Here is a 19,798-nt window from a genome sequence, read left to right on the forward strand (position 1 = left end):
GTACATGGATATTAATATGATAGGCATCTGCAAATCCTTTGGCGCCAACAAGGTCCTGGGCGGGGTCAATCTTCATGTCCGTCCCGGCGAAGTACATGCGCTGATGGGTGAGAATGGGGCAGGCAAATCCACCCTTATGAACATTCTCACCGGGATTCACAGGGCAGATGCCGGCACCATTATGGTGGACGGAAAGGAAGTTACCTTTAAGAATAATAAAGATGCCGAAGAGCATGGCATTGCCTTTATCCACCAGGAACTGAACATCTGGCCGAACCTGTCGGTATTGGAAAATCTATTCCTTATGAACCAGCCGAAAACAAGGTTTGGTACCATTGATTTCAAAAAAATGCGTGAAATGGCCGAAGCGAAATGCCAGGAAATCGGCATTGATCTGCCGCTGGATGAAATCGCGGGGGAATGCTCCGTAGGCCAGCAGCAGATGACGGAAATCACCAGAAGCCTTATGCTGGATGCCAAGACTGTCATCATGGATGAACCTACCGCTGCCTTGACCGAAAGGGAAACGGACCGCCTTTTTGAAGTAATGAAAAAGCTGAAAAACAAAGGGGTATCCATCATTTATATTTCCCACCGCATGGAAGAAGTGTTTGCCAACTGCGACACCATTACCGTCATGCGGGATGGTCAGACCATCAGCTCCCGTCCTACGGAAGAAACGAACATGGACCAGATCGTAGGGGATATGGTGGGCCGCGTCATGAGCGAATACTATCCGGCCCGCACCAATGTGCCGGGTGATGAGATTTTCCGCGTGGAAGGGTTTACCCAGCCCGGCGTGTTCCGGGATATTTCCTTCAACCTGAGGAAAGGGGAAATCCTGGGGGTAGCAGGCCTTATGGGGGCAGGACGCACGGAAATCATGCGTGCTATCTTTGGCGTGGATCCCCATGAATCGGGCAAGCTGTATTTTGAAGGCAAAGAAATCCATATCAAAAATCCTAGAGATGCCATCCGCCATGGCTTCGGCTTCATTACGGAAAACCGGAAGACCGAAGGCCTTATCCTTGACTTCTCCATTGAAAGAAACATTGCACTCCCCAGCGAAGAGAGGCTGGCCCAGAGCCATGTGATTAACGATAAGAAAGAGTTTGATTTCTCCAGTGAGCTTTCCAAACGCCTGGGAGTCAAAGCGCAGGATATTAATCTTCCTGCCAGCACTCTTTCCGGCGGCAACCAGCAGAAAGTGGTTATCGCCAAATGGGTAGGCATGCATCCGAAACTTCTGATTCTGGATGAACCTACCAGAGGAATCGACATCGGCGCAAAGAAAGATATTTACGACCTGATGAATGAACTTACCGCCAAGGGGGTTTCCATTATCATGGTTTCTTCTGAACTGCCGGAAGTTATCGGCATGAGCGACCGTATTCTTGTTATTCATGAAGGCAGAGCCGCAGGCATCGTTGAGCATAAGGATGCCACCCAAACACGCATTATGACACTTGCAACCGGAGGAGAGTAAAAGCATGAGTTCCGCAAAAGTAAAAAATATAATCAGGGAAATGGGGCCGCTCATCGGTCTTGTCCTTCTCTTTGTTGTCATTTCCGTATTGAATGACAGCTTCATTGATCCGTCCAACTTGAAAAATCTGGCCCGCCAGATTTCCATTAACGCTTTGATCGCCTTTGGTATGACCTTCGTCATCCTCACCGGCGGTATCGACCTGTCCGTAGGCAGTATTCTTGCTCTTTCCAGTGCCCTGATGGCCAGCATGATTACCAAGGGCACCAATCCGGAACTGGCCATTGTCCTTTCTGCTGTAATCGGCATCCTTCTGGGAACTGTGAATGGCGTGATCATTTCCTATGGCAAGGTGGCACCTTTCATTGCCACTTTGGCTACCATGACGATTTACCGTGGCGCTACCCTGGTGTATACAAATGGCAACCCGATTTCCGGCCTTTCCGATGACCCCATTTTCACCGGTTTCGGACAGGGATTTATCCTTGATATTCCTGTACCGGCTATTATCATGCTTATTGCATTCTTCATCCTTTTCTTCATTCTGAAAAAGACGCCTCTTGGCCGTCAGACCTATGCTGTGGGCGGTAATGAAAAGGTATCCTATATTTCCGGCATTAAAATCGACAGAATCAAGATTTTTGCCTATGCGTTGACCGGATGCCTCTGCGCTTTGGCCGGAGCCATCCTCACTGCCCGCCTGAACAGTGCTCAGCCTACAGCTGGTATGGGCTATGAACTGGACGCCATTGCAGCTGTTGTTTTAGGTGGCACATCTCTTGCCGGCGGTAAAGGCCGTATTTCCGGTACCCTCATTGGCGCATTAATTATTGGTACCCTGAATAATGGTCTTAATATATTAAATGTTTCCAGCTTCTATCAGCAGGTTGTCAAAGGTGTTGTCATTTTACTCGCAGTGCTTATGGACCGCAAGAAAAATTAAGGAGGAAAACAAGTTGTTAAAGAAAATCGCATTGGCTGCTCTTATCGGCGCAGCTCTCATTTCCGCAGCAGGCTGCGGCTCTTCTGACAAGAAAGCTGACGGTGCAGCTTCCGGTTCCAAGAAAGTCACCATTGGTTTCTCTGTTTCCACCCAGAATAATCCCTTCTTTGTTACTATGGCTAACAGCGTAAAAGCTGCAGCTGACAAAGCAGGCGTAAATGTGAAAATCGTAGATGCCCAGAATGACCCGGCTAAGCAGTCCAATGATATTGCCGACCTGCTCCAGGGAAATATCTCTGTCCTCATCGTAAACCCGGTAGACTCTGCAGCTATTTCTAACTCCGTTCTGGCAGCCAACAAGGCAAAGATTCCTGTTATTACCATCGACCGCTCCGCTGATAAAGGTGAAGTAGCAGCTCACATCGCTTCCAACAACGTAAAAGGCGGCGAAATGGCAGCTGAATATATCGTTTCCAAACTGGGCGAAGGTACACCAGTGGCTGAACTGGAAGGCATTCCCGGTGCATCTGCTACTCGCGAAAGAGGACAGGGCTTCCATAATATCGCTGACAACAAACTTAAGGTTCTGGCTAAACAGAGCGCAGATTTCGACCGCTCCAAAGGCCTCACCGTTTCTGAAAACATTCTCCAGGCTAATCCTGATGTGAAGGCTATTTTCGCACAGAACGATGAAATGGCTCTCGGCGCTGTAAGTGCTGCCAAAGCTGCCAACAAGCAGATTTTCATCATCGGCTTCGATGGCACCGATGACGGCATCAAGGCAGTCAACGATGGTTCCATGGCAGCTACCATTGCCCAGCAGCCTGATAAGATGGGTGAAATCGGTGTAGAAACCGCACTCAAACTGGCTAAAGGCGAAAACGTAGATAAGAATATTGCTGTTGACCTGAAACTGGTAGAAAAGAAATAATTACCGCAAAATATGACAACCTGGAAAAATCCGCAGACCTGGGTCTGCGGATTTTTTTATGGAGGAAAAGAATGATACGGTCTCTCTTCATGCATGATCACGGTCTGAGGTCACAATCAAAGTATTTCATAAATTCCATTGACTGTCATGATAGTCAAATTTATAATAATATGAGTGACTAATTCAATAGGAAAGAGAAGATCTATGAATAATACATATGCTGACGTTTTTGCCACGGTTCTTGGCGAAAACCAGATTAAAATCAATGAACCAATGAGCCGCCATACCACTTTCGGCATTGGCGGCCCGGCAGACTGTTTTCTGATTCCAAAAACAGCTGAAGAACTCTGCATTGTGACCAGGCTGGCTTATAAGTATGGCATGCCTGTTTTTGTGCTGGGTGGAGGTGCCAATCTCCTTGTCCGTGACAAAGGTATTCGGGGCGTGGTGATTTTTACCGGCAGACTGCAGAAAATCGAACAGAATGACAATCTTCTGAAGGTGTCCAGCGGTGTATCTACGGCCCAGGCAGCGCGGGCAGCCTATGACAGTGGACTGTCGGGCATGGAATTTGCCAGCGGTATCCCTGGAACTATCGGCGGTGCAGCTTACATGAACGCCGGTGCCTATGGAGGAGAAATGTCAAAAATCATCGTTTCTGCTACCACCTGCGATCGGAAAGGGGACCTCATTACCTATGACAGTCGTGATATCCGCTATTCCTACAGACACAGCCTCTTCATGGAAAATGGGGAAGTGATTGTAGATATTACACTGTCCCTGAAGCCGGGAAACAAAAAAGATATCAAGGCGCTTATGGACGATTTGAATAACCGAAGAAGGACGAAGCAGCCTTTGGAGAAGCGGAGCGCCGGCAGCACTTTCAAACGGCCTGACGGTCACTTCGTTGGACAGATGATTGAGGAGCTCGGTCTCAAAGGTTTTGCTGTGGGAGATGCGGCGGTTAGCGAGAAGCATGCAGGGTTCCTCATTAATAACGGCCACGCCAGCTGCGAGGATATGCTGTCCCTCATCCATGAAGTGCAGAAGAAGGTCAAAGCGGAATACGGCGTGGATCTCCATACGGAAGTACAGATTGTAGGGGAAGCATAATTGGTATTTCATTCATGTCCCGGAAGTGGGATTGGGCTGTAGAGTGCAGTGATAGTTCAGAAGGGCAGGGGAACCTGCCTTTTTTCTATATCTCCATGGTATAATGGGAAAAAGAAATGATGAAAGGAGCAGGGCTATGGAAGTAATCGGATTTTACGGGCCGCCGGGTACAGGGAAAAGTGATAGGGCGCTGGTGATTGCTTATGAAAATAAGGCGTCCTGTATTATTGATGACGGCATTCTTATCTATCACAGCCGCATTGTGGCAGGGAAATCGGCCAAGAGGGAAGAAAGTCGTCTTAAAGCAGTGCGGAGAGCCATTTTCTGGGATAAAGAGCAGAGGGATGAAGTGCGGGCGGCTCTACAAAAAATCAATCCCAAACGGGTGCTTATCCTGGGCACATCGGATCGTATGGTGGTCACCATTGCCAAGGCTCTGGATCTCCCTATGCCGGCCAAGTACATCCGCATTGAAGATGTGGCTAAACCGGAAGATATGCTGAAAGCCAGCGAAGCCAGGCACAAGGAAGGAAAGCATGTCATACCTGTGCCTACCATGGAACTGAAGCCCTATTTTAAAGGGTATATGGTGGATCCCCTCCGCTTCCTGAGAAACAGGAAAAAAGAGCCGAAGCGGTTCAGCGAATGGAATGAAAGGTCCGTGGTGCGCCCTGTTTTCAGTTATTACGGAAAGCTTACCTTTTCAGACAAAGTCATAGAAAGTCTGGTTAATTATGCTGCCAGCGGACTTAAGAGGATTAAAATCCGCCATGTGCGAAGTAAAAAAAGCGAGAGCCAGGTGAATGGTCTTATCCTTTATCTGGACGTAACGGTCCGTACTGGAACGCCTCAGGAAATCCGGGACGTGATTCACACCATGAGAGATAAGGTGCAGCGGGAAATCGAATATACCACCGGCATGTCTCTGGAGTCTATGAAGATTAATATTACCACCGGTGTAGCCTGGTAGGAGGCTTTATGAGAACAAGGATTAAAATATGCGGTCTTACTTCACCGGAGGAAGCAGCCTTTCTGCCTTCCAATCAGGTGGACTATGCAGGTATGGTGCTCTTCTATCCAAAGAGCAGGCGGAATATCACCATAGAGAAGGCAAGGGAAATCATGGAGGTTCTGCCGCCCGAAATCAAAAAAACCGCGGTGACTGTCTCACCTACTCTGGAACAGGTGAAACTCATAGAAGAGGCAGGTTTTGATGTGCTGCAGATTCATGGACATCTGGCAGAAGATATTTCTGCAGAAGCGGGTATTCCCATCATCCGCGCTGTGAATGTAAAGGACAGGGTGCCTGTGATGGAGTCCTATCCCCGGATTTTTGCCTATCTTTTTGATGCGGCAGCTCCCGGCAGCGGCAAATCCTTTGACTGGTCTTGTCTGGAGCAGATTCCTGCAGAAGGAAGAAAATTCATACTGGCAGGAGGCCTTCATCCTTTCAATGTAGGAGAGGCTATCAGGCAGGTGCATCCCTGGATGGTGGATGTTTCTTCCGGTGTAGAATATGATGATAAACAAGGAAAAGATCCTGTCAAAATCCAGGCGTTCATTGAAGCAGTAAAAGAAGCAGACGAAAAGTCATCATGAAATAATCTTTCCTAAGGCCCCATTTATTCTTGACAAAATGAAAATCTCATGGTAAAGTTAATTCAACTTCAAACGAGGAAGAAAAGAGTAGGGTCCTGAATACAGCAAAGCGAGTCCGGAGAGTGGAAGCGGATATGGATAGGGACGTGAAGTGCATTTCTGAGTTTGGCGGGCCGAAAGATATAGTAGGCCTTCCCGGGAACTCCCGATATAGAGCGCGGGTATGCGGCATGACCAAGTACCTCATGAGCTGTCTATGGAGACATAGGCGGAAATATTAGGTGGAAACACGAGTCTCTCGTCCTGGTAAGGACGGGAGTTTTTTTATTTATTAACCGTCTTTTCTGAGAGACCGTGTGTACATATCCGGGAGACGCCCGATACAGCGCAGGGGTACAGGAACGTACCTTCACGGCAGAGTCCGGACAGGAAAATTTCCTGAAAAATTCCTGAAAAGAGGAGGAATAGGATATGGCAGGGATACGATGTCGAATGTGCAGCATGATAGAGAAATCAGCATTTAACTTTACTTAATACAAAATACGGAGGCAATTATTATGGCAGACAAAAAATATCGTTTTGAAACTCTTCAGCAGCATGCAGGACAGGTACCGGATCCCACCACAGGAGCCAGGGCTGTTCCTATTTATCAGACCACTTCCTATGTATTCCACGATGCGCAGGAAGGGGAAGATCTCTTTGCTCTTCGTAAACCGGGCTTTATTTATGGCCGTCTTACCAACCCGACCCAGGATGTACTGGAAAAGAGACTGGCTGCCCTGGAAGGAGGCACTGCAGGTCTGGCAGTGGCCAGCGGCGCAGCGGCAGTGACCTATTCTATCCTTAATATTGCCGGCGCCGGTGATGAAATCGTTTCTGCATCCACTCTTTATGGCGGCACCTATGAACTTTTCACCGATACACTTCCCCAGCTGGGTATTCATACCAAATTCGTAAATCCTGATCATCCGGAAGAAATTGAAGCAGCTATCACCGACAGGACAAAGGCTGTATACATTGAAACGCTGGGCAACCCGGCTATCAATATTCCTGATTTTGATGCAATCCGTGACATTGCTCATGCCCATCATCTGCCGGTGCTTATCGACAATACTTTTGCCACCCCCTATCTCTTCCGGCCGTTGGAACATGGCCTTGACGTAGTCATTCATTCGACCACTAAATTCATTGGCGGTCACGGAACCACCCTGGGCGGTGCCATTATTGAAAATGGACAGTTCGACTGGAATCAGCCGGAAAGGTATCCTCACTTTGCTAACCCCGATGCTTCCTATCATGGTATCAACTTTGCTACCGATGTACCAGGCGCAGGATTTGTAACCCGCATCCGTGCCAAGGTTCTTCGTGATACAGGCGCAGCCATTTCCCCCATCTCTGCCTGGTTCTTTATCCAGGGATTGGAAACCCTGTCTCTCCGCGTAGAACGTCATGTGTCCAATGCCCAGAAACTGGCGGAATTTTTGGAAAAACATCCGAAGGTGGGAAAGGTTAACTATCCGGGCCTCGAATCCTCTCCTTATCATAAGCTCCAGCTGAAATATCTGCCCAAAGGCGCAGGCTCCATCTTCTCCATTGAGCTGAAGGACGGATTCAAGGCAGCCAGAGACTTTATCGATAATCTGGATATTTTCTCGGACCTGGCCAATGTAGGGGATTCCAAGTCCCTGGTGGTACATCCTGCTTCCACCACCCATCAGCAGCTGGATGAAGAAGCCCAGCGTGCTGCCGGCATTACTCCCGGCACTGTCCGTATTTCTGTGGGCATTGAAAATATTGACGATCTTCTGGAAGATGTGGAACAGGCACTTTCCAAAATCTGATCTTTTAGAAACTTCATAAAAGGAGCTGCCTGGAAATGGGGCGGCTTCAATCAAAAACTCTCCCGAACCGGGGAGAGTTTTTGATTGGGCTTGGAGTTTATGAGGAGAAAAGAAACTGCCTTCCTGCTGGAGCCGGTATCGTTGACGAAGCCAGTGATATCCACTGAAAGTTTCAAGTTATACCAGGGAAAGCCTGTGAAGCAGGATTCACGGTGGAAGGTGCCCGGAACTGCCAGTATGCAGGCTGCGCCTGGCGACTGCCAATGACTCTTGAACTCTATATGGAAAGGTCTTATTTTTCTGCCAAAGGATAGTTTCATTTTCCTGTTTGGGATAAAAGGGGAAAAATACAGTGAAACTGCCGCTGCCCTGGGCATCTTTTGTATTAGGGAAGCACTGATTAATTCATAGAGTTTTCTTTTATAAGAATTTTTATGCACTGTTTCGTCATGGGCTTCCCTAAATAGCTCGCTATTCGCGTCAGCCCATTCCTCACATTGCATAAAAATTCAAGAATAAAAGTAAACAATGATTTAATCAGCGCTTCCTTAGAGACGCGAAGCGGCAGTTCCGGTCAACCATTCCAGCGCCGCGGTATTTCTGTGAACCGGTCCACCACCATCATGGTGGCCAGTATATTAGACATGAGATGATCCTCTTCGTCAAACATATCCGCTTCTATGACAATGGTGGAGTGACCGTTGTGAGTGATATGGCTGGTGACACGGATGGTTTCTCCCGGTTTGGCAGTACGGATGAAATTCATGGTCATGGCTACAGTAACCACGGAAGCTCCTACGGATGCACTGGTGACACCGGTGACGGAATCGGCCAGGGCAGCCAGCACACCGCCATGGAGGCGGCCCCTGTGATTGTTGTGCTTCAGTGGGTCTGTCTTCAGACTGACGGTGACACTGCCGCAGTGAATTTCATCAATGTGGATATGGAAATAATCTTCCATGAACCGGTTTTTCTTATAAATGTTCCGGATGTGCTGCCGGATTTCCTCCGGATCTCTGAGCTGTTTTATATTGGTATCCATCATGGTCCCATCCTTTTCTCAATTGTTCTGTTACTCCTCATGATAACGGCGATAGTGAAAGATTGCAAGATGGGAGGCGGAATAGATTTCTCAGGGATTCCCATTTTTCTTTACAACCCCGTATACCAGGGTCAGGCAGGAAATGCTGTTTATAGAAATGGATCCCTTTTAGGAGCATCAATGCCGGGCCCATTGAAACTTTTGAATCCTTCGGGCGCTTTCCTCTACCCATTGTTTTCTCTGTAACGTATAATATAAGTAGAAATGGAGAACTGCCGAAAGGCGGTGTTTTTATAGCATTCAAATAGAAGGAGGAGTTATGTTTACAGCGACAACCATACTGGCGGTGAAGAAGGACGGCCATACAGCCATGGCCGGTGACGGGCAGGTCACCATGGGAAATGCGGTAATAATGAAGAATACGGCCCGGAAAGTGCGGCGGCTGTATCATGGGAAGATTATTGCAGGATTTGCCGGTTCCGTGGCAGATGCCTTTTCTCTTTTTGATAAATTTGAAGCCAAACTTCGAGACTGCAATGGCAATCTGGTGCGGGCGGCCGTGGAATTTGCCAAAGACTGGCGCAGCGACCGGGTGCTCCAGAAACTGGAGGCCCTTTTGATTCTCACCGATGGAGGGCATCTTTTCCTTGTCTCCGGCAGCGGAGAAGTGATTGAGCCGGATGATGGTATTCTGGCCATTGGAAGCGGCGGCAACTATGCTCTCTCCGCTGCCCGGGCACTGTCACAGAACACAGATCTTTCTGCCCGTGAAATAGCGGAAAAATCACTTCATATTGCAGCAGATATCTGCGTATACACCAATCATAATGTTATTGTGGAGGAAATCTGATGGAAGAATTAACACCCCGTAAGATTGTAGAATACCTGGACCATTACATTATCGGGCAGAAGGATGCCAAACGGGCTGTGGCAGTGGCTCTTCGGAATCGCTGGCGGGCAGGACAGCTGCCACCGGATATTTCCAGGGAAATCAGCCCCAAGAATATTCTTCTCATTGGCCCCACCGGCGTAGGCAAGACAGAAATTGCCCGGAGGATTGCCTCCCTGACCCATGCACCTTTTGTGAAGGTGGAAGCCACCAAGTACACCGAAGTAGGTTACGTGGGAAGAGACGTAGAGTCCATGGTGCGGGACCTGGTGGAAGAAGCGGTGCGTCTTGTGAAGAAAGAGGAATCCGCCCGTCATGGCAGGGACGCGGAGGAAGAAGCGCTGCATCGCATTGCCGAAGTTCTGTGGCCTTCTAAAAAGCCGGAGACCCGAAGCCCCATGGATATTATTTTCGGTGAAAAGCAGGCCGATAAGCCGGAAAATCAGGAAGAAAAACAGCGGCGCAAAGAACTGGTGGAAAGAATCCGAAGTGGCGAACTGGATGACCGGCAGATTGAGATCAAGGTGGAAGACAAAGGCAATGCGCCCCAGTCGGATAATGAGCAGGCAAACCAGATTTCCGTCATGATTGCCGGTATGATGCCCAAAAAGATGAAGAAAAAGAAGGTTACCGTTCGGGAAGCAAAGAAAATTCTGACAGAAGAGGCAGCCGATGAAATGGTGGATATGGAAGTGGTGAAGGACAGGGCCATCCATTATGCGGAAGAAAGAGGCATTATCTTTATTGATGAAATTGATAAGATTGCCGGCAGAACCGGTGCTTCCGGCGGCCCTGATGTATCACGGGAAGGGGTGCAGAGGGATATCCTTCCGATTGTAGAAGGCGCTACGGTGAAAACGAAGTATGGTCAGGTGAAAACAGACCATATTCTTTTCATGGCGGCCGGTGCGTTCCATGTGTCCAAACCCAGTGACCTGATTCCGGAACTGCAGGGCCGTTTCCCTATCCGCGTAGAGCTTTCCAGTCTTACGAAAGAAGATCTTCGGAAAATCCTGACAGAACCTCGGCAGGCTCTGATTCGTCAGTATACCGCCCTTTTGGATACGGAAGGCCTTCATGTAACCTTTGCAGAAGATGCACTGGATACCATTGCAGAAATTGCCTCGGAGGTTAATTTGGAAACGGAAGACATTGGTGCCAGAAGGCTCTACACCATACTGGAGAGAGTGCTGGAAGACCTCTCCTTTGATGCTCCGGATATGGAAGAAAAGGAAATGGTGGTAGACAGTGACTATGTAAGAGAGAAACTGGGCAGAATCAGGGAAAATATCGATATTTCCAACTACATTCTTTAAGTACAAGGCCGGCGGCTGAAGCTGCCGGCCATTTTTATTTTCAGCCGGATTGCAACGGGATCCGGAAGGAAAGTAAAAAGGTAAACTTTTATGCTCCAAAATGTTAATATCATAATACATGCAGGTTGACGAATGGTTTACAACTGGCTATAATAGGAAAAGAGTTAAGGAAGTATTGTTCCAAGGCATTACAGAAAAGGCAGTTTACAAGGCTGTTTTTTCTAACATTCTGTCGCGGTTTATCATAGGAGGCGCTTTTATGCGAAATGAAATCCTGGATTACTTCAGGAAGGCGAATGGGGAATTTGTTTCAGGAGAACAGATTTCCAAAGATCTCCACGTTTCCCGTACAGCCATCTGGAAGCATATCAAAGTACTAAAGGAGAGGGGCTATATTTTTGAGTCCAGTACACGAAAAGGGTATCGGCTCATTTATGCTCCCAACCTGTTGACGCCGTTGGAAATCAACAGTGCCCTCCATACGGAAACTTTTGGACGTCATGTGGTGTACATGTCTTCCACCCGTTCCACTAACGAGGAAGCAAAGAAAATCGCCAGGGAAGGGGCGGAGGAAGGGACCATTGTGGTGGCAGAGGAGCAGACCGGCGGTCATGGGCGGCTTACCCGCGGATTCTACAGCCCCTTTGCCAAGGGCATCTGGTTTTCCCTTATTCTTCGGCCGAAGTTCTTCCCCATGGAAGCATCCAAATGTACTCTTCTGGCTGCCATTGGCGTATGCCGCGGCATCCGACGTCTGGGACTGAAAGATGCCGGCATCAAATGGCCGAATGATATCCTTTATCATGGCAAAAAGATGGTAGGTATTCTTACGGAAATGTCTGCATCCATGGAAAAAATTGATTATATTATCATGGGTATCGGTATCAATACAGGCATGAAGAAAAGCGAATTTCCTGAGGCTTTCCGCGAGACTTCCACATCCTTCCTCAATGAAGGCATCGACGTATCCCGCAAAGATCTTCTGGCGGCCATTCTGGCAGAACTGGAGAAGGAATATCATATTGCTCAGACTGAAGGTTTTGATAAGGTGCTGGAAGACTGGAAGACCCTTTCCGTTACTCTGGGACAGGAAGTACGGGTCATTTTCGGAAATGACAGCTACACAGGCAAGGCTGTCGATATCGATAAGGATGGATGCCTTCTGGTAGATACAGGATCCCACGTAACCCGAGTCATTGCCGGTGACGTATCTATTCGTCCCATTGATGCGCCCCTTCCAAAGAGATAAGATAATTTCATTTCTTTGAGCGTTTGGAAGTTATGTTTCAGCCGTTCCGGGCATTTCTCTCTTCATGTCTGATACACGGACGGTTATAGGAATAGGAGAAGAGGATAACTATGGAAAAAGGAAAAATGCACAATATTATCAGTGCAGCTATATTTGCAGCCATCATGGCAGTGCTGTCGCAGTTTACGTTCCCCATCGGACCGGTTCCCATTACTTTGCAGAGTTTTGTCTGCGCCCTGGCAGGCGGTGTGCTGGGAAGAAAATGGGGGGCTGTCTCTATCGGCGTATGGCTTCTACTGGGACTTCTTGGCATTCCTATCCTTACCATGGGCAAGGCTGGTGCCGGCATCTTTTTCTCCCCTGTAGGCGGCTATTATCTGGGATTTGTGGTTATGGCCTGGGTATCCGGCTTCCGTCTGGCAGAAAAGGGTCATTTTCTCCGCCAGGTTTCTTCCGCCGTGCTTGGCCTCATTTGCTGCTACGCTTTGGGCACGGTCTGGTTCATGGGATATTTCCACTTTGGCCTTGGAAAAGAAATGCCCCTGTGGACGGCATTGACTCTTACCGTATTCCCCTTTGTGGCTTTTGACCTCATCAAAGTCATTCTGGGTGTTATCTGCGGTACCCGGATTCGCCAGTCTTTGAATCAGGCAGGCTATTACCCCACCATGGAACATTGAAGTTCCCAAACGAACTGATTCGTACATAAGTACTGATATTAAAATATTTATATGCTGCTTCATCAGTAGATTCCTTATAAAGGGGATAGAAAGCGCTGCTTTTAGGGCGGCGCTTTCTTTATAGCTTAAAATATATGAATAGGCCCACTCATATGGTTATCTGTAAAAATTCTATTATTTGTTATGATTTCCCTTGACAGAATGGAAACTTTGTTGCATTATACACTTGATGAAATTTTAAAGGCACCTCAATGTATGGCTGATGGAATAGAATTTGAGAAGTCATAGGGGAGCCGGTTCCGGAGGAGATTCACATGCTTCTTGCTTTTGATGTGGGAAATACGAATATTGTATGCGGTGTATACAAAGAAAGGAAACTGATCCGTCATTGGCGGGTGGCTACAGATACCCTGCAGACTGCTGACGGGTATGCAGCTCTTCTGGGTACGCTGTTTCAGCTGAGTGGACTTGCCTTTAAGGACGTGGAAGACATTATCATCTCCACCGTGGTTCCGCCAATCATTCCGATTCTGGAAACCATGAGCCAGCGCTATTTCCACACGAAACCCATCATGGTAGGTCCTGGGATCAAGACAGGTCTTAATATCCTGTATGACAATCCAAAGGAACTGGGTGCCGACCGTATTGTCAATGCTGTAGCCGCTATTGCGGAATATGACTGCCCCCTTATTATTATTGATATGGGCACTGCTACCACTTTCTGCGTGGTAGATACCAAGGGCAATTATCTGGGCGGCGCCGTGGCGCCGGGCATCGGTATTTCTATGGAAGCCCTCTTCCAGAGAGCTTCCAAGCTCCCTCGGATTGAACTGGTGAAAACGCCAAAAATTATCTGCCGCAACACTGTATCTGCCATGCAGGCCGGCATTTACTACGGCTTTGTAGGCCAGATCGATGAAATCGTAAATCGTATTAAGGAAGAACTGAATGAGCCCAACGTGAAAGTCATTGCTACCGGCGGTCTGGCTACCCTGATAGCCAAGTCTTCCAAAACCATTGATGTAGTAGATCCTATGCTTACGCTGAAAGGTCTTCTGGTGCTTTACGAAAAAAATAGAAATGACAGAAGGTAAGAAAAAAGCGAATCGGGAAACCGGTTCGCTTTTTTGCTGCAGGAATCATGCCGGTGTTTTATAAAATAAAAACACTTGTAAACGGATTCCTGCCGGTATGAAACACACTTCAGAAATCGGACAGATAAAATTTTTCCTCTTGCATTTTAATACATAAGGATGTATATTTATAAAAAATGAATCATCGTTACAGGAGGAAAGACCTATGAAGAAAATGATGAAAGCAGCGATTTTAGCACTGGCAGCGGCAGGTATGGTAATGGCAGGGGGCTGTGGGAGTTCCCAGCCGGCGAAGTCTTCGGCAGGAAATTCATCTCAAAGTGCGCTCATGCAGAAAATCAAAAAGGATGGTAAACTGGTAGTAGGCACAGCTTCCGGATTTCCGCCTTATGAATTTCTGGATACCTCTGTAAAGGATCAGAAGAAGATCGATGGTATCGACATGAAACTGGCAGAAGCGGTGGCGCAGAAGCTGGGGGTGAAGCTGGAGGTGCAGGATATGACCTTCCAGTCCCTTCTTTCTTCCATTACTACAGGGAAGGTGGACATAGCTATTTCTGCCATCAATCCCACTGATGAAAGAAAGAAGACTGTTGATTTCTCCCATAACTATCTGGAGGGAAAACAGACCCTTCTCATCCGCAGGGAGGATGAGGGTAAATATAAATCACTGGCAGATTTTTCCGGTAAGAAGATTGCAGTGCAGAAATCTACGATTCAGGAAAAACTGGCTGCAGAGCAGATTCCGGATGCCCAGATCGTGGCCCTGGCTAAGGTGCCTGATGCCCTGCTGGAATTGAAACAGGGGAAAGTGGATGCCGTGCCGGTGCAGAATATAGTAGGTGGACAGTATTTGGTCACCAATGATGACCTGGCGCCTACGAATATTTATTTTGACAAATACAGTGGAGGTTCTGCTGTGGCAGTACCTAAGGGAAGCGATGATGTGGTGGCTGTGATTAATGAGGTCATAAAGGAAAACCAGGACAATGGAAACATAGATCAATGGGTGGATGAAATGACAAAGAAAGCGGTGGCCAACGCGCAGTCCAAGTAACTGCCTTTTTCCTGAAGGAGGAAATCTGTTATGAATAAGACCATGAAAGTCATACTTTTAGGAACGGCTTTGACAGCTGCCATGATTTCTGCCGGCTGCGGAGATTCTTCTACCTCCAAAAGCAGTGCTGCTTCCGGTTCGTCCCAGAGCAAACTTATGCAGACGATCAAACAGAGAGGGAAGCTGATTGTAGGCACGTCCTCCGGTTATCCGCCCTATGTATTTGTAGATGCAGAGTCTCCGGATAAAAAGGTCATCGGCCTTGATATGGAAATGTGTAAACAGATTGCCGATAAACTGGGTGTTCCTATGGAAGTACAGGATATGAGCTTCTCTGCTCTCCTGTCTTCTGTTACTGCCGGGAAGGTGGATATTGCGGTAGGTGGTGTATCTCCTACACCGGAGAGGGAAAAAGCTATGGCCTTCTCAGACCTCTATCTTCCTACGGAGCAGAAGCTTTTAGTAAGAAAAGAAGACCAGCATACATTTAAAACGCTGGCAGACTTAAAAGGCAAAGTCCTTGGTGCAGAGAAATCCACCACCCAGGAAGCTACAGCCCAGAAGGTGGAAGGAGCTACGGCTATTGGCCTTTCCAGTGTGCCCGACGCCGTGCTTCAGCTGAAGAACGGCAAACTGGATGGCATCGTGCTTGAAGGAGTTGTATCGAAGCAGTATCTGGTATACAATGATGATCTGGCCCTGGCTGATGTACAGTTTGATGGAGCCAAGAAGGTATCTGCCGTAGCTCTCCAGAAGGGGAATGATGATGTGCTGAAAATAATTAACGATGTGATTAAACAGGATACAGAATCCGGGCAGTTTGACAAGTGGGTGGATGAATACAGCAGGATTGCCATTGAAAAGGCAGGAAAATAAGAATTCAAAAAACAGCAGACTCATGGTCTGCTGTTTTTTTATGCATATTATTAAATGCCTCATTTTCCAATGAGGAAGCAGGAAATGTATAGTAACTGTCGAGTATATTACGACTACAGGACATTTTGAAATAAGATTAAAAAGAAAATTCCCAGAAAGTTTATGAATAATTATTGACATTAACGCATAAATATGCTAAACTCTATGCAAGTTAAGAAAAGAACTCCATTCTTAAAGACGAAAGGGTGTATGAACATGATGAATAAGAAAAATTTACTGAAGATGATGGCATTAGGTATGGCAGCAGCTGCTGTATTCGGACTGGCAGGCTGCGGCGGTGGTTCCGGCTCGAGTCAGAGCGCTTCTTCCCAGACCCAGAAAGAAAGTCCCCTCATGCAGAAAATTAAATCCAGCGGTAAGCTGGTCGTAGGAACTGCATCGGGTTATCCTCCCTATGAATTCGTAGATACATCTGCCGGTGAAAAGAAAGTCATCGGCATCGACATGGAACTGGCCCAGAAGGTGGCTGATAAGCTGGGTGTGAAGCTGGAAGTACAGGATATGAACTTCCAGGCCCTCCTTTCTTCATTGACCGGCGGCAAGGTGGATGTGGCCATTGCAGGAATCAACCCCACAGATGAAAGAAAGAAATCCATGGATTTCTCCGCTGACTATCTGCCCACGGAACAGAAGGTGATTATCCGTAAAGCGGATGCTGATAAGTATAAGACCGTAGAAGATCTCTACGGAAAAACTATCGGTGTACAGAAGTCCACCACCCAGGAAGCCCTGGCCAAGGAAAAGATTAAAGATGCAAAAATCGTAGGTCTGGCTCATGTGCCGGAGGTGGTACTGGAACTGAAGCAGGGCAAGGTAGACGGCCTGGTGGTAGAAGGCATTGTAGGTGAGCAGTACGTTATCTTCAATGATGATCTCATGTTCTCAGATATCAAGTTCCCGGGAGCTGTCAAGAACTCTGCTGCTGCCGTACAGAAAGGAAATGAAGATGTGCTGGCTGTGATCAATGAAGTGATTAAAGAAAACACAGATAATGGCAACTTCAAGAAATGGACAGAAGAATACAGCAAGAAAGCTGTATCCAATGCAGACAATAAATAAGTGAAATAAGTGAAAGAACCCTGCAGTGTCATTGAGACACGGCAGGGTTTTAATTTAGAAATACAGACTTCTCCTGCCGATGACTGCTTAAGGAAGCGCTTATTAAATCATTGTTTGCTTTTATTCTTGAATTTTTATGCAATGCGAGGAATGGGCTGACGCGAATAGCGAGCTATTTAAGGAAGACCATGACGAAACAGTGCATAAAAATTCTTATAAAAGAAAACTCTATGAATTAATCAGTGCTTCCTTAATACCCATGAGGGACTCCGGTCTTACTACTGGAAATTCTGAATAGAGGTTTTAATTAACTTTTAAAGAAAGATATGAATATAGATATGGTCAAGAATATGAGTGTATGTTATAATTAGCTAACTTCAGATGATTTTACCTGATAGGGGAGCGCCGATACTTCAGGGGTTTGATTCTATCAGTGCTTTCTTAAAGAAAGAGGGGCTTATATCCATGAATAAAAAAACTATTCCGTTTTCCGATGAATTAATCCGTGATATAGCAGCCAAGTATGGCACACCTTTTCATATTTATGATGAAAAGGGGATTCTTGATAATGTAAAGAGGCTGCAGAAAGCTTTTTCCTGGAATCCTAACTTCCATGAATACTTTGCAGTGAAAGCCACACCGAATCCCTGGATTATGAAAAGCCTTAAAACTTTAAACGTAGGCTCTGACTGCAGTTCCATGGCAGAGCTGGTACTTTCCGAAACCGTGGGCATCAGAGGAGAAGAAATCGTATTTTCTTCCAATGATACGCCTGATGAAGAATTTATCAAAGCCAATGAACTGGGAGCCATTATCAATCTGGATGATGTGTCCAACCTGGATGACCTGGATAGGCTTCATATTGTTCCTGAAAAAATCTGCTTCCGTTATAATCCAGGCCCTGAACTGGCAAGGGGCAATGCCATCATCGGCAAGCCGGAAGAAGCAAAGTACGGCATGACTAAAGAACAGCTCATGACCTGCGTGGACTGGGCTAAGAAAAAGGGCATTTCCTACATTGGCATCCATACCATGGTTATTTCCGCAGAACTGGAACTGCCGGGGCTTCTTGGTACGATTGCCATGATGTTTGATCTGGCTAATGAAATCAGAAATGAAAAGGGCGTGACTGTCAGCTTCATCGATTTCGGCGGCGGCATCGGCATTCCTTATCGCCCGGAACAGAATCCCGTGGACATTGAAGGCCTTGGAGAGGGCGCAAGAAAGCTCTTTGAAGAAAAAATGAAGGGCTTTGACCATACTCGTATCTGCTTCGAATGCGGCCGCGCCATTACCGGTCCTTATGGATTCCTGGTGACCAAAGCTATTCATTATAAACATATTTATCGCGATTACATCGGCGTGGATGCCTGCATGGCGGATCTCATGCGTCCAGGTATGTATGGCGCCTACCATCATGTGACCGTACTTGGTAAGGCTGATGCACCTAAGGACCATGTGTATGATGTGGTAGGCTCCCTCTGTGAAAACTGTGATAAATTTGCTATTCAGCGGCCTCTTCCGGAAATTAAAACGGGAGACCTCATCGTCATTCATGACACCGGTGCTCATGGTCACAGCATGGGCTATAACTATAACGGCCGCCTTCGCCATCAGGAGATTCTGGTTCATGAAAACGGCAGCGTACAGCAGATCCGCCGCAATGAGACCCTTTTTGACCTGTTTGCCACCCTCGATTTCCCGAACCTGAAAGAAAATACGGCCAAGGTAACAAAGGAATAATAAGTCAGAAATAAGGTATTATATGTATGAAACCGCAGGTATCTATCCTGCGGTTTTTTGATTTCCGGCGGCAAATCTATCTAATTATGTGTTCAGGTTATATGGATTGAGAAAAATCTAAAAATGTCATAGCGCCAAAAAACGGGTTATTGTATAATATCAATATAGAAGTATCGAAATGCATTTAATATTTTAGGAGGCATTCATATGTATACTTTATCTACTGTAGAATTTAATGGAAAAATTCCGCAGATTGATCCTAATGCTTTTGTAGCTCCCCACACATTCCTCTCCGGCGATATCAGAGTCGGTAAGTATGCCAGCATCTGGCCAGGTGTGGTAGCCAGAGGTGATGTGAACTATATTTCCGTAGGAGAATGCTCCAACGTACAGGATCTCTGCTGCCTTCATGTAGCCGATGATCATCCCTGTATTATCGGCGACTATGTAACCATTGGACACAGCGCAGTGGTTCATGCCTGCACCATAGAAGATCATGTGCTCATCGGTATGCATGCTACTATACTCGATGGCGCTGTGATTGGAAGAGGATCTATTGTAGCAGCCGGAGCTGTCGTACTGGGAGGAACTGTCATTCCACCAAACTCTCTGGTAGCTGGTGTTCCTGCTAAAGTAATTCGCACCATTGACCGTGTAAAGAATATCCATGCCCAGGCCATCAAGTATAAATGCGAATGGGCTATCGGCTATGGCGCTAAACCGGATATTGACGGTGAACTTTATCACGGCGAAAAGATTGTGTAATGAATTTAATCATGATACAAAAATCATCCCGGGAATTTTTCCCGGGGTGATTTTT

General features: G+C 47.0%; 18 protein-coding genes. 17 read left to right on the forward strand and 1 reads right to left on the reverse strand.

All coding sequences use genetic code 11. The annotated features are described in order from the left end of the window. Window positions 1-4: 4 nt before the first annotated feature. From NW747_RS07190 to NW747_RS07220, 7 genes are all read left to right on the forward strand, one after another. On the forward strand, window positions 5-1,486 hold the full coding sequence (locus tag NW747_RS07190; RefSeq protein WP_273096997.1) for a sugar ABC transporter ATP-binding protein: 1,482 nt from the start codon (window positions 5-7) through the stop codon (window positions 1,484-1,486). A gap of 4 nt (window positions 1,487-1,490) precedes the next feature. Beyond that, entirely contained in the window at window positions 1,491-2,429 is a 939-nt protein-coding gene (locus NW747_RS07195; RefSeq protein WP_008859339.1) for an ABC transporter permease, read from the forward strand. Window positions 2,430-2,442: 13 nt separating this feature from the next. Continuing rightward, complete coding sequence (gene rbsB / locus NW747_RS07200) at window positions 2,443-3,360, forward strand: ribose ABC transporter substrate-binding protein RbsB (protein ID WP_008859338.1); 918 nt, start codon at window positions 2,443-2,445, stop codon at window positions 3,358-3,360. 204 nt (window positions 3,361-3,564) lie between these two features. Next, window positions 3,565-4,473, forward strand: coding sequence for a UDP-N-acetylmuramate dehydrogenase (murB, locus tag NW747_RS07205; RefSeq protein ID WP_008859337.1), 909 nt, complete (start codon window positions 3,565-3,567; stop codon window positions 4,471-4,473). 136 nt (window positions 4,474-4,609) lie between these two features. Beyond that, on the forward strand, window positions 4,610-5,443 hold the full coding sequence (locus NW747_RS07210) for a hypothetical protein (protein WP_273097001.1): 834 nt from the start codon (window positions 4,610-4,612) through the stop codon (window positions 5,441-5,443). 8 nt (window positions 5,444-5,451) lie between these two features. Further along, complete coding sequence (locus NW747_RS07215) at window positions 5,452-6,072, forward strand: phosphoribosylanthranilate isomerase (protein ID WP_273186385.1); 621 nt, start codon at window positions 5,452-5,454, stop codon at window positions 6,070-6,072. A gap of 557 nt (window positions 6,073-6,629) precedes the next feature. Further along, a complete protein-coding gene (locus NW747_RS07220; RefSeq protein WP_273186387.1) occupies window positions 6,630-7,913 on the forward strand; it encodes an O-acetylhomoserine aminocarboxypropyltransferase/cysteine synthase family protein in 1,284 nt (427 codons plus the stop codon). 574 nt (window positions 7,914-8,487) lie between these two features. On the opposite strand, the gene NW747_RS07225 is transcribed toward NW747_RS07220, so the two are convergent. After that, window positions 8,488-8,958 carry a PaaI family thioesterase gene (locus NW747_RS07225; RefSeq protein ID WP_273097160.1) on the reverse strand — a complete coding sequence of 157 codons (471 nt, stop codon included), beginning with the start codon at window positions 8,956-8,958 and terminating at the stop codon, window positions 8,488-8,490. A gap of 316 nt (window positions 8,959-9,274) precedes the next feature. On the opposite strand from NW747_RS07225, the gene hslV reads away from it, so the two are divergent. From hslV to NW747_RS07275, 10 genes are all read left to right on the forward strand, one after another. Beyond that, window positions 9,275-9,805: an ATP-dependent protease subunit HslV gene (hslV, locus tag NW747_RS07230; protein WP_273186390.1), complete on the forward strand. Its 531-nt coding sequence runs from the start codon at window positions 9,275-9,277 to the stop codon at window positions 9,803-9,805. After that, on the forward strand, window positions 9,805-11,160 hold the full coding sequence (hslU, locus tag NW747_RS07235; protein ID WP_273186393.1) for an ATP-dependent protease ATPase subunit HslU: 1,356 nt from the start codon (window positions 9,805-9,807) through the stop codon (window positions 11,158-11,160). Before hslV ends, hslU begins: the two co-directional genes overlap by 1 nt. 259 nt (window positions 11,161-11,419) lie before the next feature. Continuing rightward, window positions 11,420-12,409 (forward strand): biotin--[acetyl-CoA-carboxylase] ligase, encoded by a 990-nt coding sequence (locus NW747_RS07240; RefSeq protein ID WP_273186396.1) that lies wholly within the window; start codon window positions 11,420-11,422, stop codon window positions 12,407-12,409. 110 nt (window positions 12,410-12,519) lie between these two features. Beyond that, entirely contained in the window at window positions 12,520-13,089 is a 570-nt protein-coding gene (locus tag NW747_RS07245) for a biotin transporter BioY (protein WP_273097163.1), read from the forward strand. Between the two features lie 314 nt (window positions 13,090-13,403). Then, entirely contained in the window at window positions 13,404-14,183 is a 780-nt protein-coding gene (locus tag NW747_RS07250; RefSeq protein WP_273097164.1) for a type III pantothenate kinase, read from the forward strand. A gap of 205 nt (window positions 14,184-14,388) precedes the next feature. After that, window positions 14,389-15,240, forward strand: a complete 852-nt coding sequence (locus NW747_RS07255; protein WP_273186399.1) for a transporter substrate-binding domain-containing protein — start codon at window positions 14,389-14,391, stop codon at window positions 15,238-15,240. Between the two features lie 30 nt (window positions 15,241-15,270). Beyond that, window positions 15,271-16,116 carry a transporter substrate-binding domain-containing protein gene (locus tag NW747_RS07260; RefSeq protein ID WP_008859326.1) on the forward strand — a complete coding sequence of 282 codons (846 nt, stop codon included), beginning with the start codon at window positions 15,271-15,273 and terminating at the stop codon, window positions 16,114-16,116. Window positions 16,117-16,371: 255 nt separating this feature from the next. Further along, on the forward strand, window positions 16,372-17,235 hold the full coding sequence (locus NW747_RS07265) for a transporter substrate-binding domain-containing protein (RefSeq protein ID WP_008859325.1): 864 nt from the start codon (window positions 16,372-16,374) through the stop codon (window positions 17,233-17,235). A gap of 465 nt (window positions 17,236-17,700) precedes the next feature. Then, entirely contained in the window at window positions 17,701-18,978 is a 1,278-nt protein-coding gene (locus NW747_RS07270; RefSeq protein ID WP_008859324.1) for a diaminopimelate decarboxylase family protein, read from the forward strand. Window positions 18,979-19,185: 207 nt separating this feature from the next. Continuing rightward, on the forward strand, window positions 19,186-19,743 hold the full coding sequence (locus NW747_RS07275) for a gamma carbonic anhydrase family protein (protein ID WP_008859323.1): 558 nt from the start codon (window positions 19,186-19,188) through the stop codon (window positions 19,741-19,743). The last annotated feature ends 55 nt before the right edge of the window (window positions 19,744-19,798 follow it).

Origin of the sequence: Dialister succinatiphilus (assembly GCF_928721695.1) — a bacterium.
Lineage (GTDB): Bacteria > Bacillota > Negativicutes > Veillonellales > Dialisteraceae > Dialister > Dialister succinatiphilus.